The organism is Streptosporangium sp. NPDC006930 (genome assembly GCF_040635605.1).
Lineage (GTDB): Bacteria > Actinomycetota > Actinomycetes > Streptosporangiales > Streptosporangiaceae > Streptosporangium.
Map to the genome: position 1 here is coordinate 106413 of NZ_JBEYID010000009.1, position 21103 is coordinate 127515.

The following is a 21103-nucleotide window of genomic DNA, read 5'->3' on the forward strand; positions in this document are numbered from 1 at the left end:
CACCACCGCAATACGCCGTGAGGACGATCTGTCATCACCGCGACGTCCTTCGGGGACGACCCACGACCGCGGCCGGGGACGATCTGCCACCGCGGCACCCTCCGAGCCTGATCCGCCACCGCGACGTCCTTTCGAGGACGATCCGCCACCGGCGACACCGTCTGAGGACGCCGGGGCACCGGGAGGGTCCCCTCCCGGTGCCGGACGGGGCGAACTCACGAGGTTCGCCGCATCGGTACCCTTTGGAACTGTGACCGATGACGTGACCACCCCCGCCGAGGATCTGCCCGAGCAGATGCGCGTACGCCGGGAGAAGCTCGACCGCCTCCGTTCCGAGGACGTCGACCCCTATCCGGTGAACTTCCCGCGCACCGCGACCAACGCCGAGATCCGCCAGAAATACGCCGATCTCTCCGCTGACACCGCGACGGGCGACAAAGTGGGTGTCACCGGCCGCGTGATGCTGTCCAGGACCGGAGGCAAGCTCTGCTTCGCCACCATCCGCGACGGCTCCGGCGATCTCCAGATCATGGTCTCCCTGGACAGGGTGGGCGAGGAGTCCCTCGCCGCGTGGAAGCGCGACGTCGACCTCGGTGACCACGTTGGCATCGAGGGCGAGGTCATCACCTCCCGCAGGGGCGAGCTGTCCATCCTCGCCGACCGCTGGGCGATCACGTCGAAGTGCCTGCGCCCGATGCCGGAGAAGCACGCCGGGCTCACCGACCCCGAGGCGCGGGTCCGTCAGCGCTACGTCGACCTCATCGTCAACGACGAGGCCAGGAAGATGGCCTACACCCGCAGTGCCGTGGTCCGGGCCGTCCGCGACTTCTGGCACGAGGAGGGTTACCTGGAGGTCGAGACGCCGATGCTCCAGCCGATCCACGGCGGAGCCACGGCCAGGCCCTTCAGGACCCACATCAACGCGTACGACATGGAGCTCTACCTCCGGATCGCGATCGAGCTCTACCTCAAGCGGCTGGTGGTCGGCGGCCTGGAGAAGGTCTTCGAGATCAACCGCAACTTCCGCAACGAGGGCGCCGACTCCACCCACAACCCCGAGTTCACGATGCTGGAGGCGTACGGCACGTATCTCGACTACAACGACATCGCCGACCTGACCCAGCGGATGATCCAGAAGGCCGTGCTGGCCGCCCTCGGCCACTCCGTCGTCGTCCACCAGGGCCAGGAGGTCGATCTCGGGCTGGCGAAGTGGCCGCGGATCACCCTGTACGGGTCGGTCTCCGAGGCGCTGGGCGAGGAGGTCACCACCGAGACGCCCCTGGAGCACGTCCGTAAGCTCGCGGACGCGCGGGAGATCCACTGGGACGCCAAGTGGGGTCAGGGCAAGCTGGTCCAGGAGATCTTCGAGGCCCTCGTCGAGCACACGCTCATTCAGCCCACGTTCGTCATGGACTATCCGCTGGAGACCTCCCCGCTGGCACGCAACCATCGGGACAACCCCCTCCTCACCGAGAAGTGGGACCTGATCGGCTTCGGCACCGAGCTGGGCACCGGTTACTCGGAGCTGAACGACCCGGTCGAGCAGCGCCGCCGCCTCACCGAGCAGTCCCTGCTCGCCGCGGGCGGCGACGCGGAGGCCATGCAGCTTGACGAGGATTTCCTCACGGCCCTGGAATATGCGATGCCACCCACCGGTGGCATGGGGCTCGGGATCGACCGTCTCATCATGGCCTTCACCGGCAAGAACATTCGCGAGACCATCCTGTTCCCGCTGGTCAAGCCGACCGCCTGAGCCCGGCGAAGGGCGACACGCAGGGATCTTACGGTGGCGTCGGCCCCGGGCACCGCCCGGGGCCGACGCCGTTTTCATGCGGTGTCGCCGTGAGTGCCACAGGGCCGACGCCGGGACGGACGGGACGAGATCGGCGGCCGGGACGAGATCGGGGGGCCGGGAACGGCCGTCGCTCCCATGGGCCCACGTAATGTCGGCAGCCTTTCCGTGTGGGGCGGAAATCCATTTCCAGCACGTCCAATATCGCTTTCGCGTCCCACCGTCATCGCGTGATACTTCGCGAATGTCGTGAAGCTGCTTCCTTGACCCTCATATTTCCGTATTTTTCGTGGTGTGTCGTCAAGGTAGCGGATGGTCGTGCTGGCCGAAGAGTATCGGGAAGAGATCGGTTTTTACCGAAAAATGTGGGCGGTCCGGATCTCCGGAGGACCGGCTCCGACGTGCCCGGCGAGGCGGGGACCCCGCAAAATCTTGTTCTGCCGGGACTTCGATCGCCGCAGCCAGGGGTGCCTACCGGCTCGCGCCCAGGACGGGTCATGACATAGCCGCAAAGGCACTGACATATCATGAGTACTTCATGTAGCGCCTACTATGTCAATACTGGACGCGCGCTATGAAGAGCAGAACTTGACGACCTTTGAACGAGGCGTTTACCGTTCCTGGCGGACGGTATTCATTTCCGGCGTCTCGCACCCGGTTTCCAGAGTGGGGGGAGTGACTCTTGGTGGCATATCCAGAAGTGGATTCACGCCATGGCGACGGCCCTCTGGGCATGAGCGATATCGGTCTCAGCGATGACGACCTCGTGCTGCTGGCTGAGCTCGCCAAGGGTGTCACGGTTGATCGAGTGGGGCGTCGCCTCGACATCAGCGGGCGGACCGTCAGGCGCAGGCTGAGAGGCATCTGCGACCGCATCGGTGTCGCCACGGCGATCGAGGCCGTCGCCTGGGCCGCCCGCCGTCGCCTGATCTGACACGGCACCGCACGCGTGCCCGGCAGGTCGGGCCGGGCACGCGTGCGGGCAGGAGGGCGGGGCGGGGCACGCTCAGGCGGCGATGCGGACGCCTCCGACGAAGGGCCGGTTGTCGATCGTGGTGATGTGGACGACGTCACCCGTCCGGGGCGCGTGGACCATCAGACCCGCGCCGATGTAGATCCCGACATGGTGCAGGTCGCTGTAGAAGAAGACCAGGTCTCCCGGGCGCAACTCTTTCCTGGAAACGTGGGTGCCGGCGGTCCACTGGTCACCGGTGTAGTGCGGCAGGCTGATGCCGACCTTCTGGTAGGCCCACATGACCAGCCCGGAGCAGTCGAAGGAGTTGGGACCCTCGGCGCCCCAGACGTACGGCTTGAGCTGTTGGGTGAGCGCCCAGCGGGTCGCCTCCGCGGCCTTGCCGCTGCCCACGATGGGCACGTTGGTCTTCACCCGGGCGCCCCTGTTGCCGACGGCCCTGGCACGCACCTCGCTGAACAGGTCGCTCTCGACCCGCGCGACCAGACGCTCGATCTTGGTCCGGTTGCCGTCGATCTCCGCCAGGAGCTCCTTGACCTCCGCCGTCCTCGCCTTGGCGCCGGCCTTCGCCCGCTCGGCGGCCTCGATCGCCCGGGCGACCTGGGCGACCTCCTCGCTCTGCTGCTGCTGGAGTGCGTAGTTGGTGGTGGCCTGATCGAGGAAGGTGTCGGGGTCCGTCGCCTGCGTGAAGGCGAGCCCGGAGTTCAGGCCGCCCGACATGTAGGTGCTCTGCGCCAGGAGGGTGGCCTTGGTGCGGCGGGAGGCCAGCTCCGACTCGCTCGACGCGAGGATCTTCTCGGCGCTCTCCGCGGCCCGCTGGGCCTGCCTGAGCTTGACCCGCTCGCCGTTGTATCGCTCGGCGAGGACGCCGATCTCCTCGTGCAGTTTCTCGGCCTGCTTGGCCAGCTGCTGGAGGCTGGGTTCGGGGTCGGCGGTGGCCGCGACCAGCGGCGTGCCGAGAGTGAGGGTGGCGAATGCCAGGCCGATGACCGCCATACGGCGGCGCAGCCCGCGCGGCGCGCGTTCTCGACGGCGGGCGTCGTCGCCCGCGTTCTTTCCTCCGCGGTCGCGCTCGCGCTTCACCAACGGGCTCCTCTCCTCGGCCGCCTACCGGGTTAGCTGACGGGTTCGGGCCGGAGGCAGCCCTACCGAGTGCGCCGGTGGCACTCGGATTCACCCCGAAGGACGTGGTGGGTCCCCGGTTCCCCGTGGTGGGGGATTCGGCGGGTCAGGCTTTTACGTCTCTGACATCGAGCACGGAGATTAGTGCACCCGTGGTTCCTGCTCAACCAGAACTGCGAATTCAGTGGAGGTTTCGCAACCGAAGTGTCACGGAAAGATCACACGCCAATATGATCAACATGGCCATTACGCTGCCTTTACCTCCCTGGTGGGGGCGTGGCGAAGGTCTTCCCAGGTCCGGGACCGTACCAAAGGTGAGCTGTGGCACACGTGAGATGCCGCGCGCCCAGTGTGGTAAAGCGATTACCGGCGGTCATGTGAGGGGGGTGTGCCGCGAGTTAAGGAGGAGCCGTAATTGAAGACCGGTGAGGACGTACGCTGAACGGTCATGGAGCAGCTTGCTGAGCATTCTCCCGTGCCGGTCGTGCGCACCCCGGGCGGCGGGGAGCGACGCGCGGGACCCGAGGGGGCGGAGCCTGACCCGCCCCTGCCCGAGGCGATCAAGGTCGCCGAGATCGTAGAGGTCGCCGAGGTCTCGGTCCGTCGTGCCCGGACTCCGGACGTCCGCGCGATCAGGCGGCTCGTCGACACCTATGGCGGCGTCGGCCCACGCCTGCTGGAGAAGGCCACCGTCACCCTGTACGAGGACGTTCAGGAGTTCTGGGTCGCCACCGACAAGGAGGGGGCGGTCATCGGCTGCGGGGCTCTCCACGTCCTCTGGGAGGATCTGGCCGAGATCCGCACCGTGGCCGTCGATCCGACCCGTCGCGGGATGGGAATCGGCCACCGGATCGTCTCCGCCCTCATTCGCACGGCCGCGGAGCTGGGCCTGCGCCGGGTCTTCTGTCTCACCTTCGAGGTCGACTTCTTCGCCAGGCACGGTTTCCGCGAGATCCAGGGCACGCCCGTCGCCCCCGCGGTCTACGCGGAGCTTCTCGCCTCCTACGACGAGGGTGTGGCGGAGTTTCTCGATCTGGAGCACGTCAAGCCCAACACCTTGGGAAACACCCGGATGCTGCTCCACCTGACACGTGAGCCCGACTGTGATGACTTTAGAGCTGACTGATCGGAAAGGTGACTGTCGATACCTATGTCGATACCTTGTGCAGCAGCAAGCATGTGCGTCTGACATTTGCCACATGCGCAGTCTAAGTGAGGTGACGCGGTGAGCACCGGACAGCCGCCGTATCCACAGGATGATCCCGACCGCGATCGCACACCGTCGGGGCACCCGGATTACGGACAGCACAACGCGGGTCGAGCCGCTGGCGAACTCGATCCCGACGTAACGGTCATGGGATATCGGTCGGAGGCCTCACAGCCGAACACCGGCCCAGGACAGAGCCAGCCCGGCTACGGCCAGGGTTACGGGCAGCAGGGCTACGGCCAGCAGCCCGGTTACGGGCAGCAGGGGTACGGTCAGCAGCCCGACTACGGGCAGCAGCAGGGTTACGGCCAGCAGGGTGGGACGGGGTCGTACGGGCAGCAGCCGGGCTATGGCCAGCAGGCGTCCCAGCAGCAAGGTTACGGTCAGCAGCCCGACTACGGGCAGCAGCAGGGTTACGGCCAGCAGGGTGGGACGGGGTCGTACGGGCAGCAGCCGGGCTACGGCCAGCAGGCGTCCCACGAGCAGTCCGGCTACGGGCAGCAGTCCCAGCCCGGTTACGGCCAGCAGGGTTACGGCCAGCAGCCCGGTTACGGGCAGCAGGGCTACGGCCAGCAGCCCGACTACGGGCAGCAGCAGGGTTACGGCCAGCAGGGTGGGACGGGGTCGTACGGGCAGCAGCCCGACTACGGCCAGCAGGGCTACGGCCAGCAGCCCGCGTACGGGCAGCAGGGCTACGGTCAGCCGTACGGCGGTCCTCCCGGGGCGCCCGCCCCGCTCGCGGAGTGGTGGCAGCGTCTCCTGGCGAGGCTCATTGACGGGATCATCCTGGCGATCCCGGGGGTCATCGTCACCACGGTGTTGACCGCGATGCTCGTGACCGCCCCCACCTTCAACGGCACGACGGTCACGGAGGGGAGCGGGACCTTCCTCGCCACGCTCCTCGTCGCACTGATCAGCGCGTCGATCTACATGGCCTACGAGTTCCTCATGCTCAGCAGGGGCGGCCAGACGGTCGGCAAGATGGTCATGGGCATCAAGGTCGTGCCGGTCGGCGGCGCCCTGCCGCCCGGTGGGCTCGGCTCCGACATGGCGGTCAAGCGCGCCGGGGTGTTCTTCGGCCCGCAGTTCCTGAGCTGGATCCCCTTCGTGGGCTTCGTCTTCAACATCTTCAGTCTCGTGAACGTCCTGTGGCTGCTGTGGGACAAGCCACTGCAGCAGGCCCTGCACGACAAGGTGGCGGGGACGGTCGTCGTCAAGATCAAGTAGTCCCCTGAATAACGGGGCCGGCGGTTCAACCGCCGGCCCCGTTTTCGTGCGCGGGTGAGAAAACGGGGGTCCTTAGGGGCCCGTAAGAGGCTCGGGGCCGAGGGGTGCGGAAGCCTCAAAACCATTTGCCGCGCCCTGAGCAACGCGGGGGAAGTTATGACCGACTCTCGACCCGCTCGCCGGAATATTCGCGTACGTTGCCCACAACGGGCTCACGTCCGCCCCAGGTGTCCTATGAGGGGTCAATGCCGGATCCGTCCCCGTCGGGGGTTCGCGCACTACTCGCCGAATGGCCGGCGCCGCGCGCCTCCGGCATCCTCGGTGACCCCGCGCCGGATTCTCTTCTTCGCCTTCCGCCGTGTGTTCGGGGCAGCCGGTGAAGTCCTTCTTACGGATCCGGATCGGGGCGCCCGGTGTTGGCGAGGTTGTCTGAGGAGTGCATCGCGTTTGGTGGTTATACGGTCTACGACTATGTACTCCGTGCCGGAGTGGGTCGTACTCTTGGCAAGAAAGTGTTGAAGATCCGTCTTGTTCCATACACTTGTGTCACATCGGTTCACACCGGGGTGATGAAGCGAGCGGCTCCCCGTCCGGGCGTTCTGCCGACGGAGGGCATTCTCGCGATGAAGTCACCGGCGGCGATCTCAGGCTCCATGGCAAGGTGTTGTTCATCCCGGCGGACAGCCCCTTCAGCAGGGACTTCGTCGCCGGGAGGTCGATGGTGCGGCGGCGCGGAAGCCGTGCGGCATTGGTATTACGGCGACGATGATGATCACCTGATGGCCCCCCTGGTTTTTCCTCGTGCCTTTACGACCACAACCGGTAAGAGAGCTGGAGAGAAGCATTAGGCTGGAGGAAGACGGCATGGTCGCCCCTGTGACGCGTGTCGCCGGTCGGTGGCGCTATGGTCATCCATGGGCGGTTCCACCGATCGGGCGCGCCCGCGAGGCCCGGAGAGCCGCCGCCATATTTTCATGGTCCCCAGAAAGCCACCCACGGTGCGGAGCGAGGACGAATGTACGACGTATTGTCCGCGTTGATACCCCCGGCGGTCGTCGGCGGGGCCTTCATCTTCGGAGTCGTCAAGCTACTTCGGAGTGAAGCCGCCGGCCGACGTCCGGCAAAACGGCCCGACCCCGAGTCGCAGAAGAGCTGATCCACGGGAGGCTCGACCGGTGAGTCTCGGTTGCCTGTGAGAATCGCCGAGCTCCTGGAATTGCCGCTCTTCGATCGCGGGTATATGTTTAGCTTGCGAATGAAACAATACTCCGCGAAAGGATTGTGTAGATGGCCAAGCAGATCCAGGAGATTCTCATCGACGACCTCGATGGGGGCGAGGCCAATGAGACTGTCGCCTTCGCGATTGACGGCACCAGCTATGAGATTGACCTGAGTGACGTTAACGCGAAGAAGCTCCGCGACTCCCTGTCGCCTTTCGTGCAGAGCGCCCGCCGTTCCGGCGCCCTGGCTCCCCGCCGCCGTCGCGCAGGCGGAGCGCGGGCACTCACGCGAGAGAAGAGCGCCGACATCCGGGCGTGGGCGAAGTCTCACGGACTCAATGTCAGCGAGCGCGGTCGGATCGCCTCGAAGATCGTCGAGCAGTACGAGCAGGCTCACTAGATCGGCTCAGTAGATCGAGTGAATCATGCGGTTATGGCGGTCACGGTGGGGTCCGGTGGCGGCCATGACCGCATGATGCGTTTTACTGGAAGACAAACGTCGTTCGCTTGCGGCGTAGCGGGAACATCGCACCCCCCATAAGTAGTTGGATGGAGGGTGAACGCCCTGCGCTCGGGGAACGTCTTCTGCATAGAGCGGTCGCCGGGTCGGGGCTACCATGCGGGATGACAGGGCTCGGATATCCCGGACCTGCCTGACCGCTCTGTGAGGAGCGACGAGATGTTCGAGAGGTTCACCGACCGCGCACGGCGGGTTGTCGTCCTGGCCCAAGAAGAGGCCCGGATGCTCAACCACAACTACATCGGTACGGAGCACATTCTTCTTGGCTTGATCCATGAAGGTGAAGGCGTTGCCGCCAAGGCTCTGGAGAGCCTCGGCATCAGTCTTGAAGGTGTGCGTCAGCAGGTCGAGGAGATCATCGGCCAGGGTCAGTCTGCGCCGTCGGGGCACATTCCGTTCACCCCGCGTGCCAAGAAGGTCCTTGAGCTGTCGCTCCGCGAAGCCCTGCAGCTGGGACACAACTACATCGGCACCGAGCACATCCTGCTCGGCCTCATCCGTGAGGGCGAGGGCGTCGCCGCCCAGGTGCTGGTGAAGCTGGGAGCCGATCTCAACCGGGTCCGGCAGCAGGTCATCCAGCTGCTCCACGGTTACCAGGGCAAGGAGCCGGCCGCCGCGGGCGGTCCGACCGAGGCCGCACCGTCGACCTCCCTTGTGCTGGACCAGTTCGGCCGCAACCTGACCCAGGCCGCCCGTGAGGGCAAGCTCGACCCGGTCATCGGCCGGGAGAAGGAGATCGAGCGGGTCATGCAGGTCCTGTCCCGCAGGACCAAGAACAACCCGGTCCTGGTGGGAGAGCCCGGCGTCGGCAAGACCGCCGTCGTGGAAGGCCTGTCCCAGAAGATCGTCAAGGGCGAGGTGCCGGAGACGCTCAAGGACAAGCAGCTCTACACCCTCGACCTGGGCGCCCTCGTGGCGGGTTCCCGTTACCGCGGTGACTTCGAGGAGCGGCTGAAGAAGGTCCTCAAGGAGATCCGCACCCGAGGCGACATCATCCTGTTCATCGACGAGCTCCACACGCTCGTCGGCGCGGGTGCCGCCGAGGGCGCGATCGACGCCGCCAGCATCCTGAAGCCGATGCTGGCCCGAGGCGAGCTGCAGACCATCGGGGCCACCACCCTCGACGAATACCGCAAGCACCTGGAGAAGGACGCGGCGCTCGAACGACGCTTCCAGCCGATCCAGGTGGCCGAGCCCAGCCTCAGCCACACGATCGAGATCCTCAAGGGCCTGCGCGACCGTTACGAGGCACACCACCGCGTCTCCATCACGGACGGCGCCCTGGTGGCCGCCGCGCAGCTGGCCGATCGCTACATCAGCGACCGGTTCCTGCCGGACAAGGCGATCGACCTCATCGACGAGGCCGGCTCGCGCATGCGCATCCGCCGCATGACCGCGCCGCCGGACCTCCGCGAGTACGACGAGAAGATCGCCAACGTGCGGCGCGACAAGGAGTCCGCGATCGACGCGCAGGACTTCGAGAAGGCCGCCGCGCTGCGCGACCAGGAGAAGCAGCTCCAGCTCAAGCGCGAGCGCCGCGAGAAGGAGTGGAAGGCCGGCGACATGGACGTCGTCGCCGAGGTCACCGAGGAGCTCATCGCGGAGGTCCTGGCGACCGCCACCGGCATCCCGGTCTTCAAGCTCACCGAGGAGGAGTCCCAGCGACTGCTCCGCATGGAGGACGAGCTCCACAAGCGGATCATCGGTCAGGACGACGCCATCAAGGGTCTGTCCCGCTCGATCCGCCGTACGCGCGCCGGTCTGAAGGACCCGCGCCGTCCGGGTGGCTCGTTCATCTTCGCCGGTCCGTCAGGTGTCGGTAAGACCGAGCTGTCCAAGGCGCTGGCCGAGTTCCTGTTCGGGGACGAGGACGCGCTGATCATGCTGGACATGTCGGAGTTCATGGAGAAGCACACCGTCTCCCGCCTGTTCGGCTCGCCTCCCGGCTATGTCGGATACGAGGAGGGCGGTCAGCTGACGGAGAAGGTGCGGCGCAAGCCGTTCTCGGTCGTCCTGTTCGACGAGATCGAGAAGGCCCACCCCGACATCTTCAACTCGCTGCTGCAGATCCTGGAGGACGGTCGCCTGACCGACGCCCAGGGCCGGGTGGTCGACTTCAAGAACACCGTCATCATCATGACGACGAACCTCGGCACCCGAGACATCTCCAAGGGGCAGGGCGTCGGCTTCGCGAAGAACAACGACGCCGAGTCCAACTACGACCGGATGAAGTCGAAGGTCCAGGAGGAGCTCAAGCAGCACTTCCGGCCGGAGTTCCTCAACCGTGTCGACGACATCGTGGTCTTCCACCAGCTCACGCCGAAGGAGATCATCCGCATCGTCGACCTGATGCTGGCCCAGGTGGACCTGCGTCTGAAGGACCGCGACATGGGGATGGAGCTCACGCAGGAGGCCAAGCAGCTGCTGGCCGACCGTGGCTACGACCCCGTGATGGGCGCCCGTCCGCTCCGCCGTACGATCCAGCGCGAGCTGGAGGACATCCTGTCCGAGAAGATCCTGTACGGGGAGCTCCGTCCCGGCCAGATCGTGAAGATCGGGATCGAGGGCGAGGGGGAGAACGCGAAGTTCACCTTCATCGGTGAGAACGCGCCGTCTCCCCAGGTCCCCGACTCGGCCGCGGCCATCGTGTAGCCGATCCAGGACCGGAGCCGGTCAGACATGGCCTGATTCAGGCCGAATGAGCAGACCCCGCCGTGAGGAGACTCACGGCGGGGTCTGCTCATTTGTTATCTAAGACGGTATTTCGCCACGACAGGTAGTACTACACTCTGTAGAGTGAGTTCGGTGACTCTCACCCGGATGATCTGAAAGTAGTACCGGCTGCGGTGAGAGCGGTATCGAGGTCAGCCCGGCGACGTACCGAGGAATCAACTCCGAGAGTGACGCGGAGATCGGTGCCCGCGCGGGATGCTTCAGACGACCGGGCCGGACTCCCGGCCGGAGGGCTCCGGCTCGCGCCGCCGTCGACGAGCGGCGCGGGGGCCATCGGGACGCTTACACGAAAGCACGCTTTGGAGGCACGCATGCGTTTACGGCACGAGGACGGGACGCTCGTTCACCTGGCCTACAACGCGGGTGTGCACCCCGCCGAGGATCTGGAGAACCTCATCGCGCACCTCACGCGGTACGCGGTGCCGGTGCGCAAGCGCCTCGGGGTGGAGCGCATGGGGGTCGGCCTCTGGCTCTCCCCGAGCGTCGCCGACCATCTCACCTCCGACAGGATCGAGCTGGTGCGGCTGCGCCGATCCCTTGAGGAGCGCGGTCTGGAGGTCGTCAGCCTCAACGGCACCGGTGGCAGAAACCAGGAGGTCCCCGGCCCCGACTGGGCCAAGCCCGAGCGTTACCGCTACACGATGGCGCTGGCCAGGATCCTCGCCTTCCTGCTCCCGCAGGACGTCCGTTTCGGAAGCATCTCCACCATCCCCATCGGCTGGCGCCGCGACTGGCCCGCCGACCTGCACTCGATCGCCTCGCGGCGGATGGAGCGCCTCGCCCGCGAGCTGCGCGGACTGTACAGCGTCACCGGCAAGACGATCAGGGTCGGTTTCGAGCCGTGGCCCGGATGCGTGCTGGAGACCACCAAGCAGGCCCTCGACCGGGTCGGCGGCATCGACTCCGAGCACCTGGGCATCTGCCTGGACGCCTGCTATCTCGCGGGCGGCTCTGAGGAGCCGGGAGCCGCCCTGCGCGGCCTGGCGGACACCGGAGCCCCCGTGGTGAAGCTCGGCCACGTACACAACCACATGGCCGCCGCGTGCCAGGAGCTGCCCAGCACCCGCCCGGTCCTGGAGGACACCCTCACCGCGATGCTCTCCGGCGCGGTGAACGGCACCGCCCACATCGAGGTGGAGACCCACGATCTCGCCGTGCCCCTCAGGGGCAAGGGCCCCGGCGCCCTGGTCAACGTGATCGCCGAGGAGCTCGACTGGGCCCGCACCAGCCTCACCGCCCTCGGCCTGCGCCTCGCCGCCTGACCTTCCTGGCTCGACGCCCTGTTGTGTCGATGCCGAGGGCGGACTCACCGAACTCGGCGCCGGACGGCTCCGGGAGAGGTGTCCTGATCTCTTCGTGTCACAACGGCTCATCACCGGGAAATCGTCGAAGCCCTCGGCTGCAAGAAGAGCCGAGGGCTTTCGCGGCATCGGGGCGGCACACCTCAGACGTACGAGAACTCCGGATGCGGGTGCATCAGGAAATCGTGGTGGGAGATGTTCCAGGCGTAGGCGCCGGCCATCAGGAACTGCACCAGATCGCCGGTCGCCAGAGCGGCCGGGACCCGGCGCGCGAGGGTGTCCTTGGGAGTGCAGAGCTGGCCGACGACCGTGACCGGCTCGCCCTCCCCGGCGATGACCATCGGCTGGTCGTGGCCCTTGGTCGCGGGTGTGCGGATGTGGTGGGTCCCGCCCGCCACGATGGCGAACAACTCGCCGTGGACTCGCTTGACGTCCAGCACACGGGTCACGTACCGCCCGCAGTAGACCGACACGGACCGGCCGGGCTCGACGCGCAGCGTCTCGCCGGGGCGGCGCAGTCCCGCCAGGCCCTTGCCGTAGATCTCCCAGTCGAAGACGGCGCCGGGGTCGGCGTAGTCGACGGCCATGCCGCCACCAAGGTTGATCTCGGTCAGGCCAAGGCCGCGGGCGTAGCCGAGCACGCCGTCGGCGACCTCCAGCATGCGCGGGGCGTCCAGGCCGCTGGCCAGGTGGGCGTGAACGCCACGCAGGCGCACCGCGTCCTGGCGCTCCAGAAGCGCGAGACACTCCTCGACGCCGGCCGGGTCCATGCCGAAGGGGGTCGCGCCGCCGCCCATCGCCAGGGCCACGTCCCCCAGCGAAAGGGCCAGGTTGGCGCGGAGCAGCACGTCGGCCTCCCGCCCGGTGGCGATCAGGCGGCGCAACTCGTTCGGGCTTTCCACGTGCAGCCGTTCGACGCCGTGATCGAGGGCGAGCCGGAGCTCGTCGTCGGTCTTGCCGGGGCCGCCGAACGCGATCCTGGCCGACGGGAGCACACCCCGCACGTGCTCCAGCTCGCCACCGGAGGCGACCTCGACCCCGTCCACGTGCCGGGCCAGCACCCGCAGCAACTCCGGGTCCGGGTTTGCCTTGGCCGCGTAGTACAGCTCGATTCCCGGAAGCGCGGCCCGCACCGCCGCCGCGTGCGCGTCCAGGGCGGCCAGGTCGTACACGTAGGCGGGTAACCTTCCGGCCGCCGCCAGCTCACGGGCTCTTACGGTGAGAGCGTCCACAAAAATCTCCGATGGATGTGGGATGCCGAGGATCAGGTGAGAGGGAACGTGGATTCGATGATCAGGTAGCTGGTAGGCGTGACGGTCGTGGTCACCTCCACGGTCCGGCCGTCAGCCATGCGCCCCGTGTGAAGAATGTCGAAGACCGGCCTTTCGGTACTGATCTCCAGCTTCTCCGCCTCTTCGTCGGTTGGGAGGCGAACCAAGATCCGCTCGTCTGCCTCCACCTGAGGATGGCCGAGACTGGCGTACAGGGACTTGATGCCCCCGACGATCATCGGCTCAGGTTCTTCGAGCGCGGTGCCGACCGCGATGTCAGCAGGCATGTAGGAAACGACGAGACTGACGGGTATGCCGGAGGCAAGCAGGCGACGTGACCGGCGTATCACGGTGATCTCCGAAAGGCCAAAAAGGACGGAGATGTCGTCCGGAGCGGTCATTCGTGTAACCGAGATCTCATGCTGAGGTTCCAGGCCGATGGCACGAATCTCAGCGTCGAACGCCCTTTTCGCTCCTTCGTGCTCACGTGTGTCGCGCCGATAGCGAGCGCCGGACCGTGACAGGGGCGGAAGCCAAGTCACTCGGGTTCCGTCTCCCTGTCGGGGACGTACCAGGCCTTCAGTGGCCAGGAGTTGCAACGCCTTGTTCACCAGACTACGAGAGACGCCGTAGTCCGCAGCGAGGGCTGTCTCGGACGGCAGGGTCTTACCGGGAGCGTAGGTTCCGCTCCGGATTGATTTACGCAGGTCTTCGGCTATGTCCCTATATGTGAACTTCATGATCCAGCTCTCCTCTCTCGCAGCCACCAAGCATAGAGGTTAAACGTTTGTCATCTCTTGACGTGGGTCTCGATCGCACCAAGCCGGAGATGTTAAACGTTTGTCTTCTGCAGTATCGCCTTGAGCTGTCAGAGAAAAGATCGGGCCTGCTGGGTGCTGAGAACACCGAACAGGCCCTTGACCAGGAAGGCACTCCTGACCCGTGAACAACCCTAATGCCCCGAGTCTCGACCAGGCTGCGGCAATCGGCTGTGGCTGCTTTGCCGAAGTTTCGCCGATGCCGATGGGCTGTGCCCTCTGCTGGCACGCCCCCTACGCGCATGGCTGTCCCGGCCAGGGCGCCGTCGACCACGACTACGTCCAGCCGTCCAGGGAGCTGATGGCCGTCCGCTTGGAGGCCTGGCGCTTCGGCATTTTGCTGCCCGCTTCCGAAGCGTTCGTCGACGCTGAGGCCATTCCCCTCGTGCCCGCGCAGCGCCGTCCTGAACAGCCCGCCTCGGCCGCGCCGACGCCGCTGCCCAAGCGCACACCTCGGTCCTTCCCTCGTCCAGACACTCGCCCCGTCGTCGCGCCGCCGGGACGTGATGACGGCCCCTTCGGCGCGCGCCGAGCAAGTCCCAAAGCCACGCTTCTCGTCGTGGAAAAGGAGGCGCCCGTGATCCCGCACCTCGACCCCCTGGCTGGCGATCATTTGAGCGCGACCACCTGGCGCCCCGATGCCATCAGCGCCCTCAAACACCTGCGCACCGAACTACACACCCACCGCATCTACCCAGAGATCGCCTACGACGAGAGCAGGCCTCGTCTTGTGATCAGCTCTGAGCTGACCGTATGGACTGACCAGGCGGGCACGATCTTCTGTTGGGGAGCCTGCTTCCTCGAAGGCAGCGACCTCCGCGGGCCTTCCCGCCACCGCGCCGGCTCCACGTCTACGGTGGTATGGCGTATCGGCGGGGTGGATCGTTCTGATCTTCGATGACCTCGACGGCCGCCACCCCGACCTGTCGCCAGGGTCGGCCGATGTGCCCGCTGTCGTCACGGCCGTATCCGGCATGGGCGAACTGCTGGCGCCTTCCCCACTGTCCGACCTCCCCTCGGCCTCCACCACTCGCGTCTCCCTCCTGCACGGCTGGCGCGAAATGGTCGCCCGCCCGCTGAGCGACCTCGGCGGCTGGGAACGACGCCACCTGCGCGATCTCTCGGAGCTGGAGACCCACTGGGCGCATTACGCCGATGGGGCCACCCTGGTTCACGGCGACATCCGCCCCGACAACATGATCATCGCTATGGGCGGGGGCGTGTTCGTCGTGGACTGGGCACAACCCAGCAGGGGAGCCGCCTGGCAGGACGTCGCCGACCTCGTCCCTCACATGATCATGGCGGGCCATTCTCCGGCGTCGGCGGAGAAGACGCTGATCGGCGTCCAGGCATGGGATTTCGCCCCATCGGATGTGATCACCGGCTACGCCGCATCGTTCGCCGGGTACTGGACCCGGATGAGCCGGCAGCCCGCACCGCCGGGCGTCCCGAACCTTCGCGCCTACCAACGCCGAGCGGCTGCCGCCGCCATCGCATGGACGACGTACCGCACCGGCTGGTGACTCAGCCGGGGAGGCGGTAGGTGCCGTCGTCGAGGACTTCGGCCAGGCCGTCCGCGACCAGGCCGTCGAGGGCGCGCTCGCGCTGCGGGGCGTCGTCCCAGACCACGTCGAGGGCGTCCTTGGGTACGGCGCCGTGGGCCTGGCGCAGCACCGCGAGGAGGCGGCCACGGCACTGGCGGTCCGTTCCCGCGTACGTCTGGCCCTTGCGCGCCGGACCGTCGTGGGCCGGTTTGCCCGCGAGGCGCCAGGCGCACAGGTCACTGATCGGGCAGTCGGCGCAGCGGGCGGCGCGAGCGGTGCAGACCAGGGCGCCCAGTTCCATCACGGCGACCGCCCAGACGGGTGCGCGGTCGGCGTCGGGGAGCAGGGAGGCGGCGAGCCTGCGTTCCGGGGGCGTGGTGGCCTTGGGCGGATACTCCTGCCCGCTGACGGCCCGCGCCAGGACCCGCCGCACGTTGGTGTCGAGAACCGCGTGGCGGCCCTTGAAGGCGAAGCTGGCGACCGCGGCGGCGGTGTACTCGCCGACACCGGGAAGCGCGAGCAGGGCGTCGTGGCCGGTGGGGACCTCTCCGCCGTGCCGTTCGGTGATCGCGCGGGCGCACGCGTGCAGGTTCAGTGCCCGGCGGGGGTAGCCGAGGCGGCCCCAGTGGCGTACGGCCTCTCCGGGGGACTCGCGGGCGAGGGAGGCGGGTGTGGGCCAGCGCTCCATCCAGTCGGTCCAGACGGGAAGCACCCTGACCACCGGGGTCTGCTGCAGCATGATCTCGCTGACCAGGATCGACCAGGGGGAGGCGCCGGGCGTACGCCAGGGAAGGTCGCGGGCGTTGCCGGCGTACCAGTCGAGGACGGGTTCGAGTAAGCGGTTCGACTCGGGCACCTTTCGACGATAGTGCGGGCACGGACAGGCACGGACAGGCACGGGCGGACGCGGACAGGCGCGGACGCCTTGGCCTGGCTTCGCCTGTCTGCACTTGGCTGCACTTGACTGTGTCTGTCCGCGCCTGGCTGTGCCTGCTCCATGCCCGCCCCGACGACTGACCTGCGGCCGAAACAGGCCGGAAGCGGCGGGTCGTCTCCTGTGGTCCGCCAGGACTAACCATACTGAGCGTATGGATCCCGACACGTTCCGTAGTGACGTTGGAGCCGACGTCTACTGGCGGCGCCGGATAGCCGCGCTTGTCGGTGTGCTCGTGGTGGTCGCCGTCGTGGCGTGGGCCTGCTCGTCGACGAGCAGGCCGGATGACCTCAGGGAGAGGAGCACCTCGGCCGCCGGACAGGAGACACCTGACCCGCTGACGGCCGTCCTGCCGACCATGACGGTCGTCCCCTCGACGTCCGCGAGCCCGACGCCCATGCCGAAGGCGGTCGTGCGGCCCAGACGGCCGGGCGAGGCCTGCGTCTCCCCGCAGCTCGTGCTGAGCATGGAGGGCGAGGGGACGATCTACCCGGCGGGAGTCCAGCCCCGCTTCGTCCTCACCCTCGTCAACGTCGGCAAGGTGATGTGCACCGCCGACGTCGGGCCGCGCGCGATGGAGATGCGCATCACCTCCGGCAACGACCGCGTGTGGTCGTCCTCCGACTGCGTCGGCGGCGACGCCGTCAAGATCCGCGAACTCGACCGGGGCATCCCGTACGTCAAGGAGCTGGTGTGGGACCGCCGCCGGTCCGGCGACAACTGCACCGCCGACCGCGCCGCCGCCCTGCCGGGTACCTACGTCGCGGTGGTCCATGCTCCAGGCCTGAGGAGCCGCAAGGCGGTCTTCCACCTTCGGTAGCAGTCGGGGTTGCCGTCTGGCGAGACCTCAGCCGTCGGGGTTCCCGTCCGGCGGGACCTTGAGGCCGCCCTCGGGGATCATCGGGGGTGTCCCGGGTTCGCTTTTCGCGGTCGTCGGGGCTGTCGAATCCGGAGGGCGCGCGGGACGCCGGGTACGCCGTGGGCTCACCGGGGCCCCGCCGGAATCTCAGACGTAGCGTTCCAGGATGGACGACTCCGCGAGCCGGGAGAGGCCCTCGCGGATGTGGCGGGCCCTCGCCTCGCCCACCCCGCCCACCTCCTGGAGCTCGCCGATGCTGGCCGCGAGGAGCTTCTGCAGGCTGGCGAAGTGGTCGACGAGGCGGTCGACCACCGTGTTCGGCAGACGCGGGACCTTGGCCAGCAGCCGGTAGCCCCGTGGGCTCACCGGGGCCTCCAGTGCGTCGTTGCCCGAGTGGCCGAGGATCTGGGCGACGACCGAGAGGTCGAGAAGCTCGGCGGAGGAGAGCTGGTCGAGCTCGTGCAGCGCCTCGGCGAACTTGCGCGGGCGGCGGCCCGCCGCGGGCAGGTAGTCGCGCACGATCAGCTCACGGTCGCTCTCCGTGCCGGCGACGAGCTCGTCCAACTGCAGGGAGAGCAGCCGGCCGTCGGTGCCGAGCTCGACCACGTACCCCGCGATCTCCTCGGAGATGCGCCTGACCATCTCCAGCCGCTGGGCGACCACCGCGATGTCACGGACCGTCACCAGGTCCTCGATCTCCAGCGCGGAGAGCGTGCCGGAGACCTCGTCCAGGCGGAGCTTGTAGCGCTCCAGCGTGGCGAGGGCCTGGTTGGACTTGGACAGGATGACCGCCGACTCCTCCACCACGTAGCGGATGCCGTCGAGGTAGAGGGCGATGATCCGCATGGACTTGCTGAGCGAGATGACCGGCAGTGACGTCTGCAGGGCCACGCGCTGGGCGGTGCGGTGCCGGGTGCCGGACTCGTCGGTGGGAATGGACGGATCGGGCATCAGGTGCACGGCCGCGCGTACGATCCTGAGATCGCCGGAGTTGAGGACGATCGCGCCGTCCATCTTGGCCAGCTCGCGCAGCCGCGTCGCGGAGAACTCGACGTCCAGCTCGAAGCCGCCGCTGCATATCTCCTCGACCGTGCCGTCGTATCCCAGCACGATCAGGCCACCCGTGTGCCCGCGGAGAATGCGCTCCAGTCCGTCGCGCAGCGCGGTGCCGGGTGCGACCGCGGCCAGGACGGCTCTGCGACGTTCGTCGAGCCCTTTGTAGTTTGCTGGCACATGACCCCCGTGGTCTGCGTATAACGCTCAAGCTTACCGGCGGAGGATCCGCGCGGTCCGGAATCGGTGGATGCCACCCCCCCGTACGGAGCCCGTGACGCGTCTCAGGTGACATGGGTGAGGGCGTCCCAGACATTCTCCGCCTCGACGACGTCGAAGCCGGGCGCGAACGGCGCTCCGCGTCCGGCCATGCGGACCAGGGAGTGGTCGCCGTTGCGCTTCTTGCCCGTGTCGAGGGAGCCGGTGGGGACGAGCGCGCGGGTGAAGCCCAGCCGGGCGGCCTCCGACAGGCGGCGCCGCACGTCGCGCACCGGGCGCAACTCTCCCGCCAGGCCCACCTCACCGAGCACCACCAGGCCGGAGGGGAGCGCCTTGTCACCCGCCGCACTGGCGACCGCGAGCATCACCGACAGGTCCACGGCGGGATCGCTGAGCTTGATCCCTCCGACGGTGGCGGTGAAGACGTCGCATCCGCCCAGCTTGGCGTTGAGCCGCCGCTCCAGCACGGCGAGGACCATCGTGACCCGGTAGGTGTCGAGCCCGGAGGAGGATCGGCGCGGCTGCTGGGCCTCGGTCCTCGCGACCAGGGCCTGGACCTCGGCGGGCAGTGGCCGGGTGCCCTCCAGGGTGACCGTGACGCACGTGCCGGGCACCGGGTCGGTGCGATGGGAGACGAACAGGCCGCTGGCGTCGGTGATGCCCTCGATGCCGCTCTCGTGCAGGTCGAAGCAGCCGACCTCGTCGACCGGGCCGTACCGGTTCTTGATCGCACGGACGAGGCGGAGCCGGGAGTGCCGGTCGCCCTCGAAGTGGAGCACGACGTCGACCAGGTGCTCCAGGGTGCGGGGGCCGGCGATCGAGCCCTCCTTGGTGACGTGGCCGACCAGCACGGTGGCCATGCCGCGCTCCTTGGCGAGCCGCACCAGGTTTCCCGCGACCTCCCTGACCTGGGTCACCCCGCCGGGCACGCCCGTCGCCTGGGTGGAGCCGATCGTCTGCACCGAGTCGACGATGAGCAGGTCGGGCTGGACCTTCTCGACATGCGAGACCAACGCGCCCAGGTCGGTCTCGGCGGCCAGGTAGAGGCGGTCCTGGATCGCGCCGATCCGGTCGGCCCTGATCCGCACCTGGGCGGCCGACTCCTCACCCGTGATGTAGAGGACCGTCTGCTGTCGGGCGATCTTGGCCGCCGCCTCCAGCAGGAGGGTCGACTTGCCGATGCCGGGCTCGCCGGCCAGCAGCACGACGGCTCCGGGAACCAGACCGCCGCCGAGGACCCGGTCGAGCTCGGGAACACCGGTGCCGCGCGCGTGCGCCACCTCGGCCTTGACCTGGCCGATCGGCACCGCCGGTGCCGACACCGCCCCGGCGGAGGCCACACGCGCCCCCGCAGGAGCCGTCTCCTCCTCGACCGTGCCCCAGGCCTGGCACTCACCGCAGCGCCCCACCCACTTGGCCGTCTGCCACCCGCACTCGGCACAGCGGTAGCCACCAGCCTTCTTCGCCATGGCCGCACGTTACCGGCAGAGCCCGACAACTTTCACCCGGTACGGCATGCCGTACCGGGTGAAAGTCGCGGGGAGGGACGGAGCGCGCTTCTTCAGATGTGGCCTTCGAGCTCGGCGAGGAGCAGGCGCTTGGGCTTGGCGCCCTTGATCTGCTGCACGACCTCGCCGTCCTTGTAGAGGTTGAGCGTCGGCAGGCCGAGGACGCCGTACCGCGCGGTGATCTCGGGGTAGTCGTCGGCGTTGAGCTTCGCGATCGTGACGCGGTCGCCGAGCTCGGCCTCGATCTCCGTCAGAATCGGCGCGATCATCTTGCACGGCCCGCACCACTCGGCCCAGAAGTCGACCAGGACGGGCTTGTCGCTCCGCAGCACCTGCTCGTCGAAGTTCTCCGCGGTCAATGTGATCATGATTCTCCCACTTTCCTCAGTACGCATCCCGGGCAGGCCGTGGTCAGCTGCGCCGCCACCTCCGCCCTCCGGGTGAGAAGCATGCGGATCTCGTCGTCGATCTCCGCCAGTTTGCGCTGGTAGACGGCGACGGACTCCGGGCACGACCCCCCTGACTCGTGACCGGCCCGCAGGCAGGCGACGAACGGGCGGGCGTCGTCCAGGGTGAAGCCGACGGCGAGCAGCGAGCGGATCTCGGAGACGAGCCTGAGATCCTCCTCCCCGTACTCCCGGTAGCCGTTGGCCGAGCGCCGGGCCGTGATCAGTCCCTGCTGCTCGTAGTAGCGCAGTGCCCGGGTGCTGACACCCGCCCGCCGCGCCAGCTCACCGATCCGCATCCGGCCCTCCCCACGGCACGACGATAGACCTTGACATCAACGTCAAGGTCAAGGCCC

At 67.7% G+C, this 21103-nt stretch carries 18 protein-coding genes and 1 riboswitch; of the genes, 10 read left to right on the forward strand and 8 right to left on the reverse strand.

Going from position 1 to position 21103, the window contains the following annotated elements:
- Positions 1–250: 250 nt before the first annotated feature.
- On the forward strand, positions 251–1753 hold the full coding sequence (gene lysX / locus ABZ664_RS17835; protein WP_362510312.1) for a bifunctional lysylphosphatidylglycerol synthetase/lysine--tRNA ligase LysX: 1503 nt from the start codon (positions 251–253) through the stop codon (positions 1751–1753).
- Positions 1754–2525: 772 nt separating this feature from the next.
- Positions 2526–2726 (forward strand): LuxR C-terminal-related transcriptional regulator, encoded by a 201-nt coding sequence (locus ABZ664_RS17840; protein ID WP_030905642.1) that lies wholly within the window; start codon positions 2526–2528, stop codon positions 2724–2726.
- 72 nt (positions 2727–2798) lie between these two features.
- Here the strand turns inward: ABZ664_RS17840 and ABZ664_RS17845 are convergent, their stop codons facing one another.
- Positions 2799–3848: an NlpC/P60 family protein gene (locus ABZ664_RS17845; protein WP_362510315.1), complete on the reverse strand. Its 1050-nt coding sequence runs from the start codon at positions 3846–3848 to the stop codon at positions 2799–2801.
- Between the two features lie 5 nt (positions 3849–3853).
- A riboswitch (cyclic di-AMP (ydaO/yuaA leader) is annotated at positions 3854–4001 on the reverse strand.
- A gap of 445 nt (positions 4002–4446) precedes the next feature.
- On the opposite strand from ABZ664_RS17845, the gene ABZ664_RS17850 reads away from it, so the two are divergent.
- The 5 genes from ABZ664_RS17850 (at position 4447) to ABZ664_RS17870 (ending at position 12056) form a co-directional block, all read left to right on the forward strand.
- Positions 4447–5013: an amino-acid N-acetyltransferase gene (locus ABZ664_RS17850; RefSeq protein ID WP_362510866.1), complete on the forward strand. Its 567-nt coding sequence runs from the start codon at positions 4447–4449 to the stop codon at positions 5011–5013.
- Positions 5014–5241: 228 nt separating this feature from the next.
- Positions 5242–6321, forward strand: a complete 1080-nt coding sequence (locus ABZ664_RS17855) for an RDD family protein (RefSeq protein ID WP_362510318.1) — start codon at positions 5242–5244, stop codon at positions 6319–6321.
- Between the two features lie 1287 nt (positions 6322–7608).
- Positions 7609–7941: an Lsr2 family protein gene (locus ABZ664_RS17860; RefSeq protein WP_350941526.1), complete on the forward strand. Its 333-nt coding sequence runs from the start codon at positions 7609–7611 to the stop codon at positions 7939–7941.
- Positions 7942–8220: 279 nt separating this feature from the next.
- Positions 8221–10713, forward strand: coding sequence for an ATP-dependent Clp protease ATP-binding subunit (locus ABZ664_RS17865; protein ID WP_362510322.1), 2493 nt, complete (start codon positions 8221–8223; stop codon positions 10711–10713).
- A gap of 392 nt (positions 10714–11105) precedes the next feature.
- Entirely contained in the window at positions 11106–12056 is a 951-nt protein-coding gene (locus tag ABZ664_RS17870) for a TIM barrel protein (RefSeq protein ID WP_350941523.1), read from the forward strand.
- A gap of 182 nt (positions 12057–12238) precedes the next feature.
- On the opposite strand, the gene ABZ664_RS17875 is transcribed toward ABZ664_RS17870, so the two are convergent.
- Positions 12239–13327, reverse strand: coding sequence for an alanine racemase (locus ABZ664_RS17875; protein ID WP_362510325.1), 1089 nt, complete (start codon positions 13325–13327; stop codon positions 12239–12241).
- A gap of 32 nt (positions 13328–13359) precedes the next feature.
- Positions 13360–14106, reverse strand: a complete 747-nt coding sequence (locus tag ABZ664_RS17880) for a GntR family transcriptional regulator (RefSeq protein ID WP_362510328.1) — start codon at positions 14104–14106, stop codon at positions 13360–13362.
- A 202-nt stretch (positions 14107–14308) separates the two neighbouring features.
- Here ABZ664_RS17880 and ABZ664_RS17885 point away from each other — a divergent pair, with 202 nt between their 5' ends.
- Both ABZ664_RS17885 and ABZ664_RS17890 read left to right on the forward strand, forming a co-directional pair.
- Positions 14309–15085 (forward strand): hypothetical protein, encoded by a 777-nt coding sequence (locus ABZ664_RS17885; RefSeq protein WP_362510331.1) that lies wholly within the window; start codon positions 14309–14311, stop codon positions 15083–15085.
- The gene (locus ABZ664_RS17890; RefSeq protein WP_362510868.1) at positions 15066–15707 is read left to right on the forward strand and encodes a phosphotransferase; all 642 of its coding nucleotides are present in this window, start codon (positions 15066–15068) and stop codon (positions 15705–15707) included. Before ABZ664_RS17885 ends, ABZ664_RS17890 begins: the two co-directional genes overlap by 20 nt.
- A 1-nt stretch (position 15708) precedes the next feature.
- On the opposite strand, the gene ABZ664_RS17895 is transcribed toward ABZ664_RS17890, so the two are convergent.
- Positions 15709–16584, reverse strand: coding sequence for an A/G-specific adenine glycosylase (locus ABZ664_RS17895; protein ID WP_362510334.1), 876 nt, complete (start codon positions 16582–16584; stop codon positions 15709–15711).
- A gap of 232 nt (positions 16585–16816) precedes the next feature.
- Here ABZ664_RS17895 and ABZ664_RS17900 point away from each other — a divergent pair, with 232 nt between their 5' ends.
- Positions 16817–17482 (forward strand): hypothetical protein, encoded by a 666-nt coding sequence (locus ABZ664_RS17900; RefSeq protein WP_362510337.1) that lies wholly within the window; start codon positions 16817–16819, stop codon positions 17480–17482.
- A gap of 186 nt (positions 17483–17668) precedes the next feature.
- Here the strand turns inward: ABZ664_RS17900 and disA are convergent, their stop codons facing one another.
- The 4 genes from disA to ABZ664_RS17920 form a co-directional block, all read right to left on the reverse strand.
- Positions 17669–18754, reverse strand: coding sequence for a DNA integrity scanning diadenylate cyclase DisA (gene disA / locus ABZ664_RS17905; protein WP_362510340.1), 1086 nt, complete (start codon positions 18752–18754; stop codon positions 17669–17671).
- A gap of 104 nt (positions 18755–18858) precedes the next feature.
- On the reverse strand, positions 18859–20262 hold the full coding sequence (gene radA, locus ABZ664_RS17910) for a DNA repair protein RadA (RefSeq protein WP_350941518.1): 1404 nt from the start codon (positions 20260–20262) through the stop codon (positions 18859–18861).
- A gap of 92 nt (positions 20263–20354) precedes the next feature.
- A complete protein-coding gene (gene trxA, locus ABZ664_RS17915) occupies positions 20355–20669 on the reverse strand; it encodes a thioredoxin (protein WP_362510343.1) in 315 nt (104 codons plus the stop codon).
- Positions 20666–21046, reverse strand: a complete 381-nt coding sequence (locus tag ABZ664_RS17920) for a MerR family transcriptional regulator (RefSeq protein ID WP_362510346.1) — start codon at positions 21044–21046, stop codon at positions 20666–20668. Before ABZ664_RS17920 ends, trxA begins: the two co-directional genes overlap by 4 nt.
- Between the last annotated feature and the right edge of the window lie 57 nt (positions 21047–21103).